The following is a 19,615-nucleotide window of genomic DNA, read 5'->3' as shown; positions in this document are numbered from 1 at the left end:
CAAAAATGCGCCCCTCTTCCTCTTTAGGGCAAGCAGAAACGAGGCTGTATCACACCAGTCTTTTCTTGTCAAGGAGAGCATGATATAATGTCCATCACTATTCAGGCTAAATGTATGGTTACGAGTTCTTTGACATTAAACCTAGACACCATTCACCTGACAGACGAACAGTTCTATCAGTTATGTCAAAATAACCGCGAATTGAACTTTGAACGAACGGCCAAAGGAGAATTAATTATTATGTCACCCGTTGGCGGCGAAACCGAGCTCCTTCACTCCGTTCAGGATGAAGCAGAATTAATTGCTGATTTAGAAATCTGGAATCGACAAATTAACCTCAGTGTTACCTTCAGTTCCGACCCGATATTTAAGTTGCCCAATGGTGCTAACCGTTCCCCAGATGCCGCTTGGATTCAGCGCGAACGCTGGGAACACTCACACCCGAACAACGAACGGCGCAAATTTCCCCCCATTGCACCCGATTTTGCGATCGAATTAAGGTCAGCAACAGATGATTTGGAAATGTTGCGTTCCAAAATGCAGGAATATATGGATGCAGGGGTGCAATTGGGATGGTTGATTAACCCCCAACAGCAACAAGTAGAAATTTATCGCGCACGACAAGATGTGGAAGTGCGAAATCTCCCCACAGAATTATCAAGTGAAAATATATTGCTTGAATTTAGGTTGAATCTATCCCTTTATTAACACTCCTCGCCCCCCGTGTTAGCAATCTCAGAAACCCGGTTTCTGGAATGGGGGATGCCGGAATTTCGCTACTCCAAGCTATAGAAACCCGGATTAGCAATTGCTTCAAAGCGCTTCGCGAAGCTATACGCCTAAGCGGAATCGCCCATTGAGAAGACGAGGGAAAAGCCGAGATTTCTTTGCTAAAGCTAAAGAGACGTGGTTTCTCGCCCTTCATCCTTTCTTCTAGTTCCAGCTTTTCTCTGTGCGGTACAGACAGCGCCACCTGCTGGAGTTCCCCATCAGTAACAATCTCTATTTCCTCTAACTTCTGATCGAATTTAGCATCCACCAAAACAGGCTCAATCTGCGTAACAGACAGCGCCGCCTCTGGTAATTCTACACCAGCAACAATTTGTACTTGTTCTAACTTCCCAGATAAGGTTATCTCGCCCGCAACCTGTTCTTTTTGAGCAGTCTTCTTCCACTTCCGTGGTTTTGCAGACTGAGGAGAAACCCTCGACTTAGGATTAGACAAATCCGAGTCAGTCCCATCTTCCCCGAAATTTTCATTGAACCGCTGACGCAAAATTGCCCGCGCCTGCGAAATGCGCTTGCGGACGTTATCGTAGGATATGCCAAGCTGTTCTGCAATATCTGGATAAGATAGCCCTGATTCAAAATGGAGAATAAAAGTCTCGCGCAATCTATCTGGCAACTCATCTATTGCCCCACGAAAAAATAATTTTAGTTCGCGCTGCATAGCAGCGCGAACTGGTGTTTCTTCTTGGCTAATTAATTCGGCTTGGTTCCCTATAGCAATGGTGTCTAAACTGTCAACTCCTACTGCACCCCTGTTGCGCTCTCGATGGATATCGGCGCACAGGTTATAAGTCAGTTTGGTTAACCAAGCCTTAAAGTTTTTGATATCATCCGTACAATCTCTTAGTTTCTCCCAAGCTTTGAGCATCGCCCGACTGAGGGCATCTTCAGCATCGGTTGGGTTGCTCATCCACTTGCGACAGCAACGGTAAAGATAATCTTGATTATCCTGCCATAATTTCCAAAAAGCTGAATCTATATCTTGAGTGCATGAGGAAGGGACTGATGCAGAACTAGAAATTAACATCTGTGGGTGCCGAAACTCTAAGTGGACAAACAACTTGCGATTAATTGAGGCAGTAATTTACCTAGCCTCAGATGCACCTATCACCATGTTGACTTACCACTCAGGCTAAAGTAAAGTCGGAAAAGTCGGATCTTTCAAGTCGGAAAAGTCGGAAAAGTAGGATCATCGCTGCTATGAGTGCATAGCTCAGACATCCCTTTAACAATTTAAGCTCACCCGCCAGGTAAAATGCCACCGTATTAATACTGAATTCAGGCTGATATATAGGCTAAGGGGAGCGTCTGTTTTATATGCTGTCCATCATCCCAACCCCGCTCAGGGGTAGGCTTTCTGGGACGTTAGCTGTAACTTTATGCTATGTGTCTGAATCACCAGCCCCCAGATTTATCCGTGGGATCACTTCCACAATTTCAAATCTCAAATCTCAAACGCGGGACGTAGGATTAAGCCACAGCAGAATTGTCCGTTTTAATTCATTTAATTCCCGATACACTTCTTGTTTGACCCATTGCCCGATCGCGTCGAAGGGTGTAAAAATTTGACCCACAGGCCAGCTAACATCTTGACCTAATGGCGTTTGATGGTTCCCCGTCAGGGTTTGAACTGTAATCATGTCGGGAAATTTCGGTTTAAGCAGATTTGTCAACAGCAGGGTTTGGTCGATGTTGTCGCCGTTAAATTTGACTAAAAGATTGCGCCGGATTTGATAGCTATCTTGCACTAGGCGATTGGTGTCTTGCGGGGAAGGGGTAAACTCTACTTTAAAGACGGGGGAAATTTGCTCGACGATCGGGATTGCTTCGGATGCCGCATAATTGTTGAAAGAGATCAGAATATTGCCGGCCCTTTCTACGTCAAACACAGAACCGATGAGGAGGTGGAGTTTGCATCCCATGCTGTGCCCCATGCCGTAGATGGGGAGATAGGAAGATTTGAGCAATTTAGTGGCGCGCAGGCGGGAGAGGGCATTTTCAAATTTGTTGAGGACATCGCGGGCGATCGCAATGTGATCTAAAGTATTGACAAACGGTGTTGCGACTACAAGATATCCTTGATTCCCCAAAGCCTCTAACAGCCAGCGATAGGTTAGTTGCGGTGCGCTAGCCACAAATGCACCGCCGAGAAAGTGTACGATCGCGATCGGTCTTGAAGGAATTAATACCCAATTGCCAGAAATTTCTTGCCAGTCCATAAATTTCATCAAGTTTAAAGTAAAAAAGCGATCGTCCTCTGAAAAGTAGAAGGTACAAAACAGAATTTTTTCTAAAGTTTTGCTTTTACTTTCTGCCTAAAAAAGGGGCTTGATATGATGTCCGATCGACGATCGTAACAAAAAAAGGTTCGTAGTGCGTCCTGGTGTCCGCTCTCAGACAGAGAACCTGCATTCCGCACGCGCGAACCAATTTTAGATTGGTCAACCCACAGGACACGATCTGACACCTGTTTTATCCTTCAAAAAACTTTGCTTTTTATTCAAGGAATTATTTAGTCTAACTGTCTTGGCAGCAAATAGCACGGCGGGCACCTGTTACCAATACCATTTTTCCAAGATCGTGCAAAGTCGTAATCTTCGGGTGTGTCGCCAGCGCGAGTCCTCGCATTTCATCGACTGTACCTCCGGCGACGCACCTTACACATTCGACGCAAACAAAAAAAACCAACAATTATATTGTAGCAATGATTTTTCTGGCTTGGTATTATTTAATTGTCATTCCTTAGTTTGATCGTGATGAATGCAAGTCCTTCGATGATGAAGACGACTTGCATTCATCACCATCGAACAGTGGCGAAAGGCTGCGATACCGCTAGATTAAGATCAGCTAATTTCTGGACTACAACCTGGATACAAATACAATTCCCTCTAGGATATCCCGCCGATTTGGGACGATTGCTGGGAGATCAATTCTACCGAATCACTGGTGTCTTCTGCATTTAAATCGCCCAACGGATCGTGAGTCTTCATCCATTTCCATTTGTTCACAGCACCTTTCGGAGACAACACTGTGCTAGCAATGCCGTAAATTAGAGTGGGCAAAACCTCCCGATTTAACCAGCTTTGTCCCAGCTTTCTCATGTAGTGCAGTGCCAAAAGTTCTCGGAATTTGTTAAATTTTTTCAACTGCGGCAAATTATTAAAACATACCTGTTCGTACTCGTTGAGCGATAACTCTTTTTCCCCCCGCAAGCGTCGCAGTTGGTTTTCCTTGACACAATCAGCAGCTATGCGCTTTTTCAGCCAGTGTTTGTCTGTCAGAGAGTTCCCTCTAATTCGATAATTTCCCAAAGGTGTCTTCGCCGCTAACAAGCCGTGCTTTTGAGCAATTTTGGTAAATAATTCTGTATCTTCTCCTACCTGCCAATCTTCTGCAAAGCCGCCTTCTTGGAGTAGAATAGAGCGATCGACTACCACAGAAGACGGAAAAACCCAAGGACTTTCGCCTGTCTCCTTAATCGCCTGCATTTCTGCTTTAGTTGTAGGATAGGTGGCAATATAGCCCAACTTGTTGCCGTGCTTGTCTAAATATCGCAAAGCATGAGCCACAGCTTTGACTTCGGGATTGTCTTCGAGCATTTTTAAACAAACTTCTAGCTTGTTTGGTTCCCAGGTATCGTCGCTGTCGAGAAAGGCTACATACTTGCCCGTTGCCCGATGTATCAATAAATTTATCGACTTAGAAAATCCAAAATATTCGGAATTTCGGAAGTATTGAATTCTGGAATCTTGCTCGGCCAGTTGAACAGCAATTTGGGCAGTAGCGTCTGTAGAGAAGTCATCAATAATTAAAATTTCTAAATGCTTGTGAGTACCGTTGACTGCGGAAACAACTGTTTCGGTTAGAGTGTCGGCTGCATTAAATGCAGGAATAATTACACTGACTTTTTCGTTGTTCATAAATTGAATTAGCTAGGGTTTGGTAGTTGTTCTCTTAAGTAGGGTTTTCGCCACTTAGGAACGAAGCCTGCATGAAAATACTTAGAAAGTAGGAGTTTTAGTTTTATACAGAAACTGCAAATTGCAGGCTTTGAAAGCCACCGAGTGCGATCGAGTGCGATTTCCCAGGCTTTGTTTGAGCTGTTAACTTCCCAGCCAGAGTGTTGTTATCGTTTCGATCGTTCCAGCTTCTTTCCACCGCCTCGCGTTTAGGCACGCACAGGCACAAATAGGATGCTGTTGGGAGGATGTGTGTTTTGCTTTAACGCTCGCAAGTCGTAAAAAAATGCTTTTTTAAAAGTCGGAAATACTCCCATGCTATTTTGGTCTGATTATATTTTGTACGCACTGTTAACAAGACTCTAGTTAGACCATTATATAGCTTTGTTAATTTTTTTAGATAAAATTCATTAAATTAACTTTTTAGATCATAATAGTGCGGAGAGTTTTCAATCACCAACGGTATAATTAGGGTTTCAGCTTCCCCATTCTGTGAAATATTAACGCTTGAATGCGGGTTTTGGTCGCCACCTCAAAAATTGTCAGGAGTATTGTAATTAAACTATCGGACTAATTGAAATAGTAAATTTGTAGGTATTAATAATTATTATCTAAATCAAAATTTAATCTATATCTTTAGGATCAATACTTCGGACAGTTTTTCTATCGCCCAATGACTTATCCTTTAGGGCTTTGAGCCACTGTGGATAATTAAATCAAAGTCATCTCCACCCCTGACTTGCATTTAATTCGACTTTTTCATGATCCTTAGCCTGTAAAGCTTGTAGTATCGTTCTAAAAACTGTCCGGAGTATTGTTAGGATGATGTTATTCAAATTATGTTTTAAAATGAACTGAGAAATCGGGGGGGGAAATGTTTTTAAAGTTCTTGAGCAAAGTGCAAATTTATACTTGTTGCCTAACAGTCTTGGTTTTGGGTGGCTGCCAGCAGCAGCTAGAGCGAAACTTGCAGCAGCAGCAGCGCAGCAAACAGGGGATGGCAGTTTCGGCTCACCCTCTGGCGAGCGCTGCGGGGCTGGCCCTGCTGCAACAGGGCGGCAATGCAGTGGATGCGGCGGCTGCTACGGCTTTGGCGATTTCGGTGGTGGAGCCTTTTTCGGCGGGTATCGGCGGCGGGGGTTTTTTGCTCCTGCGGCGGGTCGAAACGGGGACTGTGCAAGCGCTGGATTTCCGGGAACGATCGCCCAAACGAGCCACGCGGAATATGTACCTCGACAAGGAAGGCAAGGTGCGCCCAAGGGCAAGTCGGGACGGGCATTTGGCGGCGGGGATTCCGGGTACTGTTGCTGGACTTTATACGGTGCACCGCGAGTATGGTAAGTTGCCTTGGGCTGCGGTGGTGGCGCCGGCGATCGCCCTGGCTGAAAAAGGCTTTCCGGTAAGTTCGCGGTTTACCACGGCTACCGGGCGACGACAGGATGTGTTCAAAAAAAACCGGGCGGCGCGGGAGGTTTTTACTCGCGGTGGCATTTTATACCAGCCGGGTGAGCTTTTGGTGCAGCGGGATTTGGCGCGGACTTTGCGGCAGATTGCACAAAATCCGCAGAGTTTTTATACCGGGGACATTGCGCGGGCGATCGCAGCCGACATGGCTAAAAACGGTGGCATTATCACTCTGGAAGATTTGAAAAACTATACGCCGATTTGGCGGAATCCGGTTTGTGGCAACTTTCGCACTTACGAAATTTGCGCGATGTCGCCTCCTTCTTCCGGCGGCGTTCATTTGTTGCAAATCTTAAATATTCTGGGAGATACGGATCTCAAGAGTTTGGGGAGGCAAAGTCCAGATACTTTGCACTTGCTGGCGGAGAGCATGAGGATTGCTTATGCTGACAGGGCTGAGTATTTGGGCGACCCGGATTTTGTGACGGTACCGGTCAAAGCTCTGACTAGCACCAATTATGGTAAATTGAGACGATCGCAAATCCAAATGTCAAAAGCCAGACCCTCTAGCGAGGTAAAAGCTGTTGACGCTGAAACTTTGAACCGTCTGCTGTGGGAGTCTCCCGAAACTACCCACCTCACGGTAGTTGACAAAGATCGCAATGTTGTAAGCTTAACCTTTACCGTGAATGGGGGTTTTGGGGCTGGAGTCGTGGCCGCGGGTACGGGAATTTTGCTCAACAATGAGATGGACGATTTTGCTGCTGCGCCGGGAGTGCCGAATTTGTCGTCTGGTTTGGTGAGCGGTGAGGCAAATGCGATCGCCCCTGGAAAAACTCCTTTATCCAGCATGACACCGATGATTGTCACGGAAAATGGCAAATTTCGCCTCGCTGCCGGTGCTCCCGGAGGTAGTACGATTATTACCACGGTGTTGCAAATTGTTCTGAATGTGTTGGTTTACGACATGAATGTCGGCGATGCTGTGTCTGCACCGAGAATTCACCACCAATGGCAGCCGGATCGCCTGATGGTGGAACGGGGAGGTTTTGAGGCTGCGACGCTTTCGGAGTTGCGGCGACGGGGACACCTGATTGTCGAACGCGACGGCTGGGGCAATGCCAATGCGATCGTCCTGACAGCAGACGGTTGGTTGGAAGGGGCTGCCGATCGGCGCGGGGAAGGAGAAGTAAGGGGATTTTAGTCAACAGTCAGTCGATTAGAGATTTGAGAGGGGGGCGAGACTTCGGCGACTCGACGATTTTAGATTGACTCCACAGATGAATCTGTGATGTTGAACTAAGGTCAAAAATTTTGCTCTCTCCACGACAGGATTCGGGGGCTTGTATCCGTTTTTTGGGCAATGTCATCTTTCATGAGTCATTAGCTATTAGTCATTAGTCATTAGTCATTAGTCATTAGTCATTAGTCATTTTGGCGATCGCCAACGGTATCAAAACCCGTTTTTTTGTCTCCAGTGCGTAAGTCCTGAAATTATTAGTCTGTGTACGTGTATTTTTGCATCCGTATTTTTGCACTGATGTTTATTGGCTGACTAACTGCCAACATTTACAAAAAAGAATAATCACCAAAAGCGTAAATTCACTTATGTGTAAAGTTATTGTAAAGGCACTAGACATTGATACTTATATAATGTAAAAATGAAGTTGTGCATAGGATCAGGTTTGTATCTTCCAGGAAAAATTTATGATAATTACTCACAAAATTGCTGCCTTAACAGCTACATTAACTACTGCTATGAGTTTGTTGGCAGCGCCAGCAATGGCATTTTCGGTAGGGGCAACTAATAACGCTGAGACTTTAAAAAATAATTTATTGGGGGCTAATACAGCCGGGCTGAGTAATTTCTCTGTTTCAACTACGGGTAATTCGGCTGCTTTTGGTACTTTCACTAATGACCCCTTCGGTTTGACATCAGGTGTTGTTCTGAGCACTGGTAGAGTCGCCGATATACGGGGTAAGAATCGGAAAGATAACTTCACGACCAAAAATATCAGCGATTTAAGCACGGACTTTGGGTCTGAAGGTGAAGAGGGGGATTTGACTCAGCTAAACCTCAGCTTTTTTGCTAATAGCACGGTTGAAAAGTTAGTCTTTCAATATGTATTTGCTTCTGAGGAGTTTCCTGAGTTCGGCAATTCTGAATTTAATGACGATTTTGAACTGCTGCTGAACGGCACTAATTTGGCAAAATTGAGCGACGGAAAAACAGTTACGATTAATAATCTTGTTCCAGATCCCTATAATCGCTCTACATATCACCCAGACTATATTGACAACCCAAGTTTGACAGGTATTGCTGCTAACATCGTTAAGCTCGACGGTTTTACTAAAGTTTTAGGTTTTGAGGGTTTGCTCAAGCAAAATCAGACGAATGTTCTCAGCATCCGCATTAAAGATGTGGGCGATGGCAAGTTAGATTCTGCTGTATTTATTAAAGGCGGTTCTGTGGAGACGGTTCAAGCTGAGCCGGTTCCCGAACCGATGACTGTGGGGGGTTTGATGGCGGGAGGCGCTATGCTGGCTGCTGGACGAAAGTTACGCAATCGCCGTGGCGGAAGTAATTAATAAGGGAAGGAAGAAGGAAGAAGGAAGAAGGAAGAAGGAAAAAACAGAACAGGAACCATTTTGGCGGTTGCTGTAATATGAATCTCGGTTAGCCGTCTTGGAGACAAAAACGGGGTTTGATGAACGAAAAGACCTTGTTGCAGTTCTTGAACCGGGAAAAAAAACTCGGTTTGTGCGATCGCGATCGGGTAATATCATCTCAAGTAATGTAACCGCTATGGGTACGCAGCGAGGAATGCAAGTCCTCATAAAATTCTGACGACGAACGTCCTCACTACCAACCAATTTTATTGCGGTTGTTCTAGCGGACATAATATAAGTTTTTATCCAAAATTCGCGGCGAAGGGCGAATTTTTGTGTATTTTTGGTTGCCGCAAATATTTCGGGTAAAACCCGACCCTGCAACAACTGACTAAAAACTAAATCATTTAGGGCTTGCTGAAAAAGTCCACAAATCAAATCTAGGTGCCAAACAGCTTGAAAAATGGGAGATTCGGAGATTGGTTCCCAAATTTACTCCACAATTTTCCACCGAAATCCAAGGATTTTGAGCCGAAAAACGTCATAACGAGAGCACTTTTTTGTGTTTAAAAATCTTGAAACCCTTGGCAGTCATAGCTTGTAGTTCTATTCAGCAAGCCCCATTTAGCTATGAACAGTACCGTCGGGTAGAATTGTACCTGTTAATGTAGTTCGAGTGAGTTTTACCATAACTCGATCGCCATAACCGATTTTAGCCCCTGTTAAATCCGCACCGCTCAAGTCTGCACCGCTCAAATCCGCTCCGATTAAATTTGTTTCTGTCAAATTGGCATTGATCAAACAAGCCCCTAACAGGTTTGCCCTGAACAAGTTAGCTTTGTGCAAATTCGCGCCTGTGAGGTTGACGTTGTGCAGAAAAGTATCGCTTAAGTCGGCTTCACTCAGGTTTGCATTGCTCAAGTTTCTTCCTGAAAAATCCTTTTCTTTTAAGGAAGCTCCTTTGAAGTTGGAACCGCTCAAATCGGGAGCTTGTGGCCCAGCTTGGCGGTAAGACTGAGATGACTGAGATGGCGGCGGCTGCGATTGGTAGCGGGACGCCTCTGAATATGGCCCTGCAGGGTTTCCCCCATAGTTTCCCGCATAATTTCCAGCATATTTTCCTGAAGAGGGTTCAGAAGAGTAGCGGGGTTCTTTTGGGTTGGCCGGTGGTGGCTGGGTGTTTTGGTGCTGGGTGTTTGAATACTGAGTATTTCTGTACTGATTGTTTTGGTACTGAGTGTTTTGGTACTGAGTGTTTTGTGGCTGAGTGTTTTGTGGCTGAGTGTTTTGTGGCTGAGTGTTTTGGTACTGAGTGTTTCTGTACTGAGTATTTTGTTGCTGGGTATTTTGTTGCTGGGTATTTTGTTGCTGAGTGTTTCTGTACTGAGCGTTTTGTTGCTGGGTATTTTGTTGCTGGGTATTTTGTTGCTGAGTATTTCTGTACTGAGCGTTTTGTTGCTGGGTATTTTGTTGCTGAGTGTTTCTGTACTGAGCGTTTTGTTGCTGGGTGTTTTGTTGCTGGGTGTGTTTGTGCTGGGTGTTTTGTTGCTGGGTGTGTTTGTGCTGAGTATGTTTGTGCTGAGCGTTCTGATTCTGACCTCTTGGTTGAATCGATCGCAATTGTTCGCGAGCTTGATTAATTTCCTTAATCTTTTCTTCAGCTTTCTGTAGTAGTCTGGGATTGTCTTTGGGGATGCGATCGGGGTGCCAAATGAACGCTAAATCCTTGTAGGCTTGGCTAATTTCTTCTCTGGAAGATCCCGGCAACAGTCCCAGCACTTTATAGTATTGGTCGAGGTCGTTCATTGTACCACCTTTCGCTTTAAGAAATTAGAAATTAAAAATTAAGATCGGAGCAAAAGCCGTTCTCAAAGCTTGCTTGTCCGATCGTACATTAGATGAACAATAACTCAGCTAAGCCGCTGCTGGCAAAAATTCTCGAATTCGCTGCAAGTATGTTGCGGCATCCTCCAGCATCGGAAAGTGAGCCGTATTCGGAATTATAACAAATTCTACTTTTTTGCTGAGGGAGGCTGCTTGCTCTCCCATGACGGCGGGGATAATTTGGTCGAATTCTCCGGCCACAAGCAGTGTGGGAACACTCAGCCGCGCAAATTCTTGGGGCATTTCCTCGGCGGCTCTTTTGCTGACTGCCGTCACCATTGTACCTATAGCAGCTTCCTCGTCTGCCATTAAAAAATCCTTGAGAAACGCCAGACTGACCTCTGTGGGCAGGGAACGGCGCAAAAACCGGGCCATAAATAGCCGATCGGCAAAGGGGATGGATGCCAACCAAGAGGGTCTAAATTTTACCACATAGCCACCGAATTTGTGAAAAGTTGTAAAAGATTTTTCGTCGTATTCAAAAATCCCGCTGCAAGTGAGAATTGCTTTTTCTACTTTTTCGGGGTAAAGGTTGAGAAATAAAGTAGCAATTGATGCACCTGTGGAGTGAGCATTGAGAAAGACGCGGCTTAAATTCAGAGATTCTAATAATTCAGCTAAGTCGCGGGCGTAGGTTTCGAGTTCGTAGCTTGACTCAGGAGGCTCTTTTGGCAAAGGCGATCGACCAAAACCTCTCATATCATAAAGCAAACAATCAAAATCATCAGCAATAGCCCGTGCCGTGCCTTCCCAGTAGCGCGCTGAGCCCGCCCAGCCGTGCAGAAATACCATCACTGGTTTGCCGCTGTGTGCAGCACTGTTATCTGCCGTTATCCACTCGTAATAATGTTCTACACCGCGAATTGAAATAAAAGACATGATATTGATTTGGATTCTTAGATTTGAGATTTTAGATCTTAGCTCATAATTGTTCAGTAAATACCCAAAATCCCGACTTATTTAAAAAAAAATCAGGAATCTCAAGATTATATCCATCAAAAAACTCGGCGTTAACCTGCGTCAATCCGCCCACATCTGCGGTCAAAAATCATACACATAGAAACCACCAGAAATCACAAAGCAATTTAATTTTGCATCCATCAAAAAAATCTGCGTTAATCTGCGTCAATCCGCCCACATCTGCGGTCAAAAATATCCAAAAATCTCAAACAGCAGAAGCAGCCAGCCAAAACAAACCATCCACCAACAGCGTGCTCAAAACAGCACCGCTGAAAGCGCGCCAGTGCAATTGTGCGTCGCGCAAACTCAACAAACCGACGGTTAGCAACACAGCAATTAAAAGTAGAGCGCAGCCTATGCCCCAAGGAGTGTCAATTTGCCCGATCGCACTTTGAAAAATCGGCATAGCGAATTCCGGTTCCGCGTGCATCACTTTGCGCCAGTAGGGCATCAACCCAGTCAAATAAAAATATAAATCAGTAATAGCCGTGCCAAATAGGGAGCCTAAGTAAAAATAACTGCCAACTTTTCCCCAAGATTTGTTCAAGCACCAAATAGCAAAAGGCAAGCCAATTGCTTCTATAGGTAGATGTAAAATAGGTTCCCATCTAAACCAGCCCCAATAGATGGAACCAGCCAGCCAACATCCGGCAAAGCCTAATAATAAGTCTCCCCAAAGTTGGGTTTTGGGGCGAAAAATTAGAATTAAACTGAGGACGAACCAGGGAATTGTGGAAAGCAAGCTGATGGTAGGATACAAGCGAACTAAGGGTGCTTGCACGAAGACGGGAATTGAGACTAAGAATGCTGAGGCGCAAAATATTAGCCACTGTTTGATGCTGTTTTTTCTGCCTGAAGAAAGAGGATTTTCTAGGCTAGAAACAGTGACAATAGGTGCGATCGCCGATGATGATACTAAATCTAAATTAAACAACTGATTGGACTCCGTACTGTTTCAATAGGTGGACTAAAAATTTTGCTGCGGTTGTGGGTTTTGCCGTTTCAGTACCGGCACAGGTTTGACTGATGTGCCAGCCTGTTGCTGTTTGGGGCGATCGCCACAAATCTAAATGTGCGAGCTCTGGATCTGCATAAAAGCTGTCTCCACCGCTGCCGAGAATGGCTGAACTCCAGTGCGTGAAGCTATCGTGGCTGATGCGGTGGATGGGAAAAGTGCCCCCCAGGGGTACTCCCCAGCCGTCTAGGGCGAAAAATGCCCCGACTTGGCCACCTAGTTGCTGCCACATCCAAGCCGCCCCGATCGCCCCGGCTACTCCTGCCGAAAAGCTGACAAATACTAAACTTTCTCCTGCTAATTCTTGGTTGCACAAAAAGTGCAATATGTCAATGGCTGAAAAAGGCGGAGATTTATGAGCGGGAAAAATCTTGACAGGGTAGAATGTTTGGGTATTTTGCCGGGGTTCTGCGTCTCCCCAAACCTCCGAAAGTCCCGCTAGGAAGCGATCGTTTAGTTTTGGGTCGTGGATTCCGGGGCAAATTACCAGTCTCATCGTGCTTCAAGAAAATTAATTAAGAGCTTAACATAACTTTACTTTATTGTACACCATAATTAATTATATGCCATACGGGGGGATAGGATGTTAAACTAATAACAGAGTCGTGTTTGAAGGGTATCCCCCCAAAATAAACGCTGGGAACGCTCCGAGACACCGAAACCGGAGGCAAGGTGAGGAAGTCTTAAGAAAACATAAAACTTAATGCCCTGTGTCCCAGACCCTGCGGCGTATTCTCTTGCCTTTCCTATCAGATTCCGATCCCCCCAGCCCCCCTTCTTAAGGGGGGAGAAAGAGTCTCAAAGTCCCCCTTCTTAAGGGGGATTTAGGGGGATCTCCGGGGAGTCTAGAAACCGGGTTTCTCTTCGCAATTCTGATTCATCCTTCCTGCGACTCTCCAAATCATTCAAATTGAGGAATACAAAGTGGTTGCTTCTCCCGAAAAAATTGAGTTCAAAACATCTGATGCACCGGCAAACAGCGATCGCGTTGCTGTATTGCTGATGGGTTACGGCGAAGTCGAAAGCTACGACGATTTTGCCAACTACAACGAACAAGCTTTAAATTTGCTTACGGCAAAGTTTGCGCCAGTACCGCTTTGGATTTATCCGCCGCTGGCCAAGATTTTAGCAATCTTTGACTTGCACGAGTGGAGTCACCAACACGGTCAATTCGTTTCGCCGCACAATGCAATTTTTGAACAGCAGCGGGCGGGTATTGAACAGAATTTACAGGAGAAATGGGGCGATAAAGTAAAAGTGTTCAAAGCTTTTAACTTTTGCGCGCCGTTTTTGCCGGAACAAGTAATCCCTCAAATTAAAGCAGAAGGATTTGACAAAATTCTGATTTATCCGCTGTTGGTAGTTGATTCTGTTTTCACCAGCGGCATTGCTGTGGAACAGGTGAATAAAGCTTTAGCACAAACCTTTGATGGCAAAGAACATTGGGTAAAAGGACAGCGCTACATTCCTTCTTTTTACGATGAACCTGCTTACATCCAGCTAATGGCGGATTTGGTTGAAGAGGAAATTAAGAACGATTTAGCTGTAGCGCATTTGCCTTCTCAGATTGGGATTGTGCTGATGAATCACGGTTGTCCGCACAAAGCGAAGGGCTTTACTTCGGGTATTGTGGAAAGTCAAGCTTTGTACGATCGCGTGCGGGAACGTTTGATGTATCGCTATCCTTTGATTTCGGTGGGTTGGCTGAATCACGACACGCCGCTGATTGAGTGGACACAGCCGGATGCGACGTTGGCTGCGAAGAATTTGATTGATTTGGGTGCAACTGCGATCGTCTTTATGCCGATCGGATTTGCGACAGAAAATCACGAAACTTTGTTAGATGTAGACCACATTATTGAGGGTTTGCAGAAACAGCGTCAAGGAGTTACTTATCGCAAATTGCCTTGCGTGAACGATCGTCCAGAGTTTCTGAAAATGGCGGCGGAGTGGGCTAATCCGCAGATTGAAGCGTTGTTGAGTGAAAGTGCGATCGCGGTGAATCCGAGTTTGGTTTCGGCGCAGCGCGAGCACAGTCATTCTCATGAAGGGCACGGGCATTCTCATGGGGAACACGGTCATTCTCATGGCGGGCACGGGCATTCTCATGGTGATCACGGGCATTCTCATTAATTAGGATCTCAGAAACCGGGTTTTTGCGACAATACTGCGTTGAAGACGACAGATTAAGTAAAAACCCGGTTTCTTTTGTTTGAGTGGGTAAATCGAGATTGATTTAGGTGAAAAGGGCGATCGCCCCTTGCTTTTTTTAGAGAAAGGGCGATTTCCTTTATTAATTTATGGTACTGTAAAACTTAACAATGGCAGCCACAATCTTGTTGGGGTTAGATAAAAATGGGAAGCAGTCTTACTGACCTAGTAATAAATCGCTGGCAATCTCTACCGAGTGACTACTCAGAAAACGATCTGGCAATGCACTTAATTCCTCTGATATGGGATGCTAGAGGTCTTAACTTCAATCAGATAAAAACAGGAGGTTTAGGTGCTGGAATAGGCTTAAAACCAGATTACTTAATATATAACAAATTAAACGAGCCACCTAGAATAGTTGTTGAAATTAAAAAGCGTACTAGCTTATTTCATGCCGCTCCAGACCTAGGCTTTTCCGATTTTTGCCAGCAGCAAAACCTTTATAAAGAAGCAGTAGGCTACCCCATTAGCGCAAAGAACAATGGCATTAAGCAGTACCTCGACAATACAAAAGTGCCACCTGAGTATCTAGCTGCTTACGGATGGGTATTTAATGGTGACTTCTTTCAAGTTTGGCGGCGTGTTGATGGGCTGGTTTTCCCTTTAACTCCTGTGCTAAAAGTGACAGCAGCAAATTTTCCTAAGCTTTTGCGTCAATTAGAGTATTGCTTGACTCCTCAGCGGGCTTTGGTAACAGCCATTTGGAATCAGAAAGGAGGCGTAGCAAAAACGACTAACACCATAAATCTAGGCGCAGCACTCGCTACAGAAGGCAAGAAAGTTTTGCTGATTGACTTAGACCCGCAAAATGATTTAACCCGAGGGTTGAAAGCCCACATTAAAGTTAAAAACTACTTGGAAAAGTGCAGTGATCAACTTGAACTTAAAGACTACAACACCGCCAAGGATATTTTGAGCGAGGCCGTTCACATCCGCAAGTTCAAGACTACTGATAACCAGCATTTTTCCTTGTCAGTTTTGCCGGGAGAAGAGGACGAATTGAGGAGTTTTCGAGATAGCACTAACTTGCTAGACCAGCTCAAAAGGTCATACATCAAGACAATTATTAATCTGCTTAGTGAGGACTACGACTACATATTCATTGATGCTGCGCCTACAATAGATGTCTTGTCAGTGGGGATGCTAGCTTCTTGTGACACTATTTTGATACCTGTGGATTATGACAAAAAATCACTCCATCATGCAGCCGAAGTTGACAAATTCATTCCTACATTGAGAAATTCAAGAGTTAATAAGGAGAAATTACCTGTTGTCCCCTGGAACCTTGGTTTAGTGTTCAGCAATTGTCCGGCTGAAAAGGGCAGTGTCCTCCAGAATCACATCAACGATACAATCAAAGAACTAAACTTTACTGGGAAACCATACAAGACTGAGTTAAAAATTTACGCTCAGACTAAAGTTGCAGAATTTTCACAAGCCCCAGTAATTTGCTGGCATAAATCCCCCATTACCAAACTCTACAAAAACCTCGCCCAAGAGGTATTTCTCCAGCACAACTTTATCGATAACTAGCAGGTAATTATGGCAATTTTTCACGAAGAAGAATTCGAGAATGAGATTCCACTGGGACAAGTTTTGCGATTACCGTGTAAGTTTATTCAGGGTAAGTCAAATGTAGCTGCAAAACAAATCGAAGCCATAGCAGAGCAGTTGAGTAAAACTGACAAAAATATTTTGCCTATTGTAGTTAAGCTCTTAGAGGAAGACAACTACCAATCAGTTTTCAATACTCAGATATTAGATGGAGCCCGTTTAGCTAAAAAAGATTTCGTCTGGTGTATCATTGTTGATGAGCCAATGCTGGAACAGATACAAATAGAAGCTGGGCTGGTTATTACTCCGCCTACAGTAGCAACTAACATCGTTGTCGCTTCCGAGCAAGAAATCCAGGAAGCACTAGAGCGCATCAAAGCTCAACAGCCTAGTTTTAAAAAGATTAATCCCTTGGAAACAGCCAAGAAAATCATTGAATATAGGAAGATAAAGAAGCCGAAGAACCTAACTTTTTTGACAACTTTAAAATGTGGAATCGGGAAAGCAAAAATTTCCGAAATATCCGATTTTTTAACCGTTGCGTAAATCCTGTGAATATCGCGCTAAGATGAAACCTAAAGTTTTCCCAAAATTTGAAAACTTGATACACTGTTAAACTCAACTATCTCCCTATCTGCAATTCTATTAGCAAACGGAAGTTGTATCAATGACACCATACACATTAAGCTTACCCGTTCAACTACAGCAAGAAGCCGAAAAATTGGCGGCACTCAAAGGCATTTCCCTCGATCAGTTTATTCTCGGGGCTGTAGCCGAAAAAGTGGCCGCTCTCAAGCACCATTATTCACTTGATGAATTAATCGAGGCGATCGCACCTGAAAAAATCCATAATGAGATTGATAGTGGAGTTGCTGTGGGTAATGAAATTTGGTAGCATAAAGGTGCTAGCAGAATCCCCACATTGTGAGAGGAAATAGACGCATCTATTGCCACCGAGCAAATTATCGAAGCTGCAAATTTCTAAACCGCTACTGCATCTGGATATCGATTATGACCCTCAAAGAACAACTTCTCCAAACCATTGAAACACTGCCTGATGACTTGCTAGCACAAACGCTGCAATTCGTCCAAACCCTTCAACATCCCATTCACAAAACTCCAGGAACTTGTGGCGGTGCAGCGCGAATTCGCGATACTCGCATTCCCGTCTGGACGATTATCGCCTACCAACAACAGGGCGCAACTGAAGCCGAACTTCTTTATAATTATCCAGGAATTACCATTCAAGATTTGCAAGCGGTTGCGAACTATTACGATCGCAACCGAGAAGAAATCGAGCTGTGGCTTGCTGAAAATGAATAACTGCTAATGCTAAAGTTTTACTCAAATGAAAATTTCCCGATCGCAATGGTCGATTTACTGCGATCGTGTGGCTATGATGTTTTGACATCCTATGAAGCCGGACAAGCCAATCAAAAAATTCCCGATGATAAAGTCTTGATGTACGCGACAAATGCAGGGCGCACAGTCATTACAGAAAATCGTCAAGATTTTATCAATCTCCACTTTACAACCTCAAATCATGCAGGAATTGTAATTTGTAAAGCCGATCGAGACTATGCAGGCAAAGTGCAGGTACTCCACGACTTTTTCACTCAAGATAAACAGCCAATGGACAATCGTCTGCTTCGGGTGATGAAACAGAACCTTAAAGGTAGACTCCAGACATTTATACTTCAGGAATACCCCAAATCTTCTTAATAATAATTGTTCAAGCCACACCATAACCAATATACGGACTTAGGGGTGATCGCCCCAATCAATTTTTATGGTGCGCCGCCGTGAGATTTTCTAGCTAGTTGAAATAGCTAACGGTGGCGGCGTACCCTACGCTATGGCGATCGCCCCAACCAACCGATCAATCTCCGCCTCAGTTGTAAAATAGTGAACACAAGCCCGCACGCAATCAGGATTCAGAATTGTCCGCACCATAATTCCCTGTTTCTCCAACAAATCAACTAACTGCTTGTGCGGCATCTTATTCATCAATCTAAACGAAACTAAACCAGCTTCCGGTGCAGATGTTCGCAAACATTCCACATCGGGAAGTTCCGACAAACATTCCCAGAGATACTTGCTCAAACGGCAAATTTCTGCATACCTTTCCTCGATCGTACCCCATGTATGTTGAAGGGCGATCGCACTTCGCAAACCCGCATACAAAGGATAAGCCGAAGTCGCAATCTCGTAGCGCTGCGATCCAGCCTTCCATCCCAGGACTTTAGCACTAGAATCAGTGACAATTCCCCGCCAACCGATAAACACCGGATGCAAATCTGCCAAAGCCGCCGCACTCACATAAAGCCCACCCAAGCCTTCCGGGCCGCACCACCATTTATGACCAGTAAAAGCATAAAAGTCAACCCCAGACTCAATCAAATCCAAAGGCAAAACCCCCACAGATTGAGCCGCATCAACTAACACTTTAACTCCTGCTTGATGGCAGACATTCACAATCTCAGTCAGAGGCAAAACTTGACCAGTATTCCACAAAATGTGACTAATTACCAACAACCGAGTATTTGGCTGCAAACTATCAGCAATTACCTCAACTGGAGATCCTTCATTCAAAGTTGCCGCCAGCGGACAAATCGCAACCTCAATGTTGAAACGGCGCTGAAGTTCCATTACACTAGCTACAATGCCCGGATGTTCGCAATCAGAAAGCAGCAGTCGATCGCCCGCTTTCCAATCAATGCCCCACAGCGCAATATTGCAGCCGACGGTGACATCCTCAGTCAGGGCGATGGTTTCAGCAGGTACAGCTAACTCAGATGCGATCGCCCGTCGCGTCAGCATCGCCTCCTGAACCACCCAAGCCCCCACCTCCCCGGAAAACGGCCCTCCAAGCTGCACCCGCTTGTAAGCCTCATAAATCGCCTCTAAAGCAGACTCAGGCAGCGGCCCTTGTCCGCCGTAGTTAAAATAAGCTTTATTGGCCAAAGCTGGGAATTGTTGTCGGTGAGTGTCCTTTGTCATATTTTCTGGGGAATTATTGATAACGTTAATATTGCATAAATGTCGATCGTCAAAAACCTCTCTAACAAAGGCTTCTTCTTCCTTCTTCCTCCGCTAAGTAATCGCACAGAATTAATTACATACAGCTTCTTTACGGAGGAAGGCTTGTAGCCAAAATTTTGTGTAATTAATTGTGTTCCACTACTTAGCATCTCTTTTGGGCATTTGTAGTGCTATTTGAACACAGTAA

At 44.8% G+C, this 19,615-nt stretch carries 18 protein-coding genes; 9 read left to right on the top strand and 9 right to left on the bottom strand.

The window, feature by feature from the left end; all coding sequences use genetic code 11:
- The first annotated feature begins 87 nt into the window (after positions 1–87).
- Positions 88–708, top strand: coding sequence for a Uma2 family endonuclease (locus QUA58_RS01705; protein ID WP_333247476.1), 621 nt, complete (start codon positions 88–90; stop codon positions 706–708).
- Here QUA58_RS01705 and QUA58_RS01700 read toward each other — a convergent pair.
- The 4 genes from QUA58_RS01700 to QUA58_RS01685 form a co-directional block, all read right to left on the bottom strand.
- On the bottom strand, positions 683–1,816 hold the full coding sequence (locus QUA58_RS01700; protein WP_333392803.1) for a sigma-70 family RNA polymerase sigma factor: 1,134 nt from the start codon (positions 1,814–1,816) through the stop codon (positions 683–685). The genes QUA58_RS01705 and QUA58_RS01700 overlap by 26 nt on opposite strands.
- A 424-nt stretch (positions 1,817–2,240) precedes the next feature.
- A complete protein-coding gene (locus QUA58_RS01695) occupies positions 2,241–3,008 on the bottom strand; it encodes a DUF1350 family protein (RefSeq protein WP_333392801.1) in 768 nt (255 codons plus the stop codon).
- Positions 3,009–3,677: 669 nt separating this feature from the next.
- Positions 3,678–4,709: a glycosyltransferase family 2 protein gene (locus tag QUA58_RS01690; protein ID WP_333392799.1), complete on the bottom strand. Its 1,032-nt coding sequence runs from the start codon at positions 4,707–4,709 to the stop codon at positions 3,678–3,680.
- 103 nt (positions 4,710–4,812) lie between these two features.
- Entirely contained in the window at positions 4,813–4,965 is a 153-nt protein-coding gene (locus QUA58_RS01685) for a hypothetical protein (protein ID WP_333247469.1), read from the bottom strand.
- A gap of 657 nt (positions 4,966–5,622) precedes the next feature.
- Here QUA58_RS01685 and ggt point away from each other — a divergent pair.
- Both ggt and QUA58_RS01675 read left to right on the top strand, forming a co-directional pair.
- On the top strand, positions 5,623–7,356 hold the full coding sequence (ggt, locus tag QUA58_RS01680) for a gamma-glutamyltransferase (protein ID WP_333247467.1): 1,734 nt from the start codon (positions 5,623–5,625) through the stop codon (positions 7,354–7,356).
- A 503-nt stretch (positions 7,357–7,859) separates the two neighbouring features.
- The gene (locus tag QUA58_RS01675; RefSeq protein ID WP_333247466.1) at positions 7,860–8,741 is read left to right on the top strand and encodes a choice-of-anchor L family PEP-CTERM protein; all 882 of its coding nucleotides are present in this window, start codon (positions 7,860–7,862) and stop codon (positions 8,739–8,741) included.
- Between the two features lie 645 nt (positions 8,742–9,386).
- Here the strand turns inward: QUA58_RS01675 and QUA58_RS01670 are convergent.
- The 4 genes from QUA58_RS01670 to QUA58_RS01655 all read right to left on the bottom strand — a co-directional run bounded on the left by QUA58_RS01670 (position 9,387) and on the right by QUA58_RS01655 (position 13,117).
- Positions 9,387–10,568, bottom strand: coding sequence for a pentapeptide repeat-containing protein (locus QUA58_RS01670; protein WP_333247464.1), 1,182 nt, complete (start codon positions 10,566–10,568; stop codon positions 9,387–9,389).
- A 108-nt stretch (positions 10,569–10,676) separates the two neighbouring features.
- Positions 10,677–11,525 (bottom strand): alpha/beta hydrolase, encoded by an 849-nt coding sequence (locus tag QUA58_RS01665; RefSeq protein ID WP_333247463.1) that lies wholly within the window; start codon positions 11,523–11,525, stop codon positions 10,677–10,679.
- 286 nt (positions 11,526–11,811) lie between these two features.
- On the bottom strand, positions 11,812–12,540 hold the full coding sequence (locus tag QUA58_RS01660; RefSeq protein WP_333247461.1) for a DUF3120 domain-containing protein: 729 nt from the start codon (positions 12,538–12,540) through the stop codon (positions 11,812–11,814).
- Positions 12,533–13,117: a hypothetical protein gene (locus QUA58_RS01655; protein WP_333392798.1), complete on the bottom strand. Its 585-nt coding sequence runs from the start codon at positions 13,115–13,117 to the stop codon at positions 12,533–12,535. Before QUA58_RS01655 ends, QUA58_RS01660 begins: the two co-directional genes overlap by 8 nt.
- Positions 13,118–13,545: 428 nt before the next feature.
- Between QUA58_RS01655 and QUA58_RS01650 the strand changes: the two genes are divergently transcribed.
- The 6 genes from QUA58_RS01650 to QUA58_RS01625 all read left to right on the top strand — a co-directional run bounded on the left by QUA58_RS01650 (position 13,546) and on the right by QUA58_RS01625 (position 18,108).
- Entirely contained in the window at positions 13,546–14,754 is a 1,209-nt protein-coding gene (locus QUA58_RS01650; RefSeq protein WP_333392797.1) for a ferrochelatase, read from the top strand.
- A gap of 222 nt (positions 14,755–14,976) precedes the next feature.
- Complete coding sequence (locus QUA58_RS01645) at positions 14,977–16,365, top strand: AAA family ATPase (protein WP_333392796.1); 1,389 nt, start codon at positions 14,977–14,979, stop codon at positions 16,363–16,365.
- A 9-nt stretch (positions 16,366–16,374) separates the two neighbouring features.
- The gene (locus tag QUA58_RS01640; protein WP_333392795.1) at positions 16,375–16,932 is read left to right on the top strand and encodes a hypothetical protein; all 558 of its coding nucleotides are present in this window, start codon (positions 16,375–16,377) and stop codon (positions 16,930–16,932) included.
- Positions 16,933–17,053: 121 nt separating this feature from the next.
- Positions 17,054–17,281, top strand: a complete 228-nt coding sequence (locus tag QUA58_RS01635; RefSeq protein ID WP_333392794.1) for an AbrB/MazE/SpoVT family DNA-binding domain-containing protein — start codon at positions 17,054–17,056, stop codon at positions 17,279–17,281.
- A gap of 116 nt (positions 17,282–17,397) precedes the next feature.
- Entirely contained in the window at positions 17,398–17,709 is a 312-nt protein-coding gene (locus QUA58_RS01630; protein ID WP_333392792.1) for a DUF433 domain-containing protein, read from the top strand.
- A gap of 6 nt (positions 17,710–17,715) precedes the next feature.
- Positions 17,716–18,108, top strand: coding sequence for a DUF5615 family PIN-like protein (locus QUA58_RS01625; protein ID WP_333392791.1), 393 nt, complete (start codon positions 17,716–17,718; stop codon positions 18,106–18,108).
- A gap of 126 nt (positions 18,109–18,234) precedes the next feature.
- Here QUA58_RS01625 and QUA58_RS01620 read toward each other — a convergent pair whose 3' ends face one another.
- Positions 18,235–19,386: an aminotransferase class V-fold PLP-dependent enzyme gene (locus QUA58_RS01620; protein ID WP_333392790.1), complete on the bottom strand. Its 1,152-nt coding sequence runs from the start codon at positions 19,384–19,386 to the stop codon at positions 18,235–18,237.
- Between the last annotated feature and the right edge of the window lie 229 nt (positions 19,387–19,615).

The sequence above is a fragment of the Microcoleus sp. N9_A1 genome (genome assembly GCF_036701795.1).
Taxonomy (GTDB): domain Bacteria; phylum Cyanobacteriota; class Cyanobacteriia; order Cyanobacteriales; family Microcoleaceae; genus Microcoleus.
The sequence above is the reverse complement of the archived record's forward strand: the minus strand, read 5'-3'. Positions and strand labels throughout refer to the sequence as shown.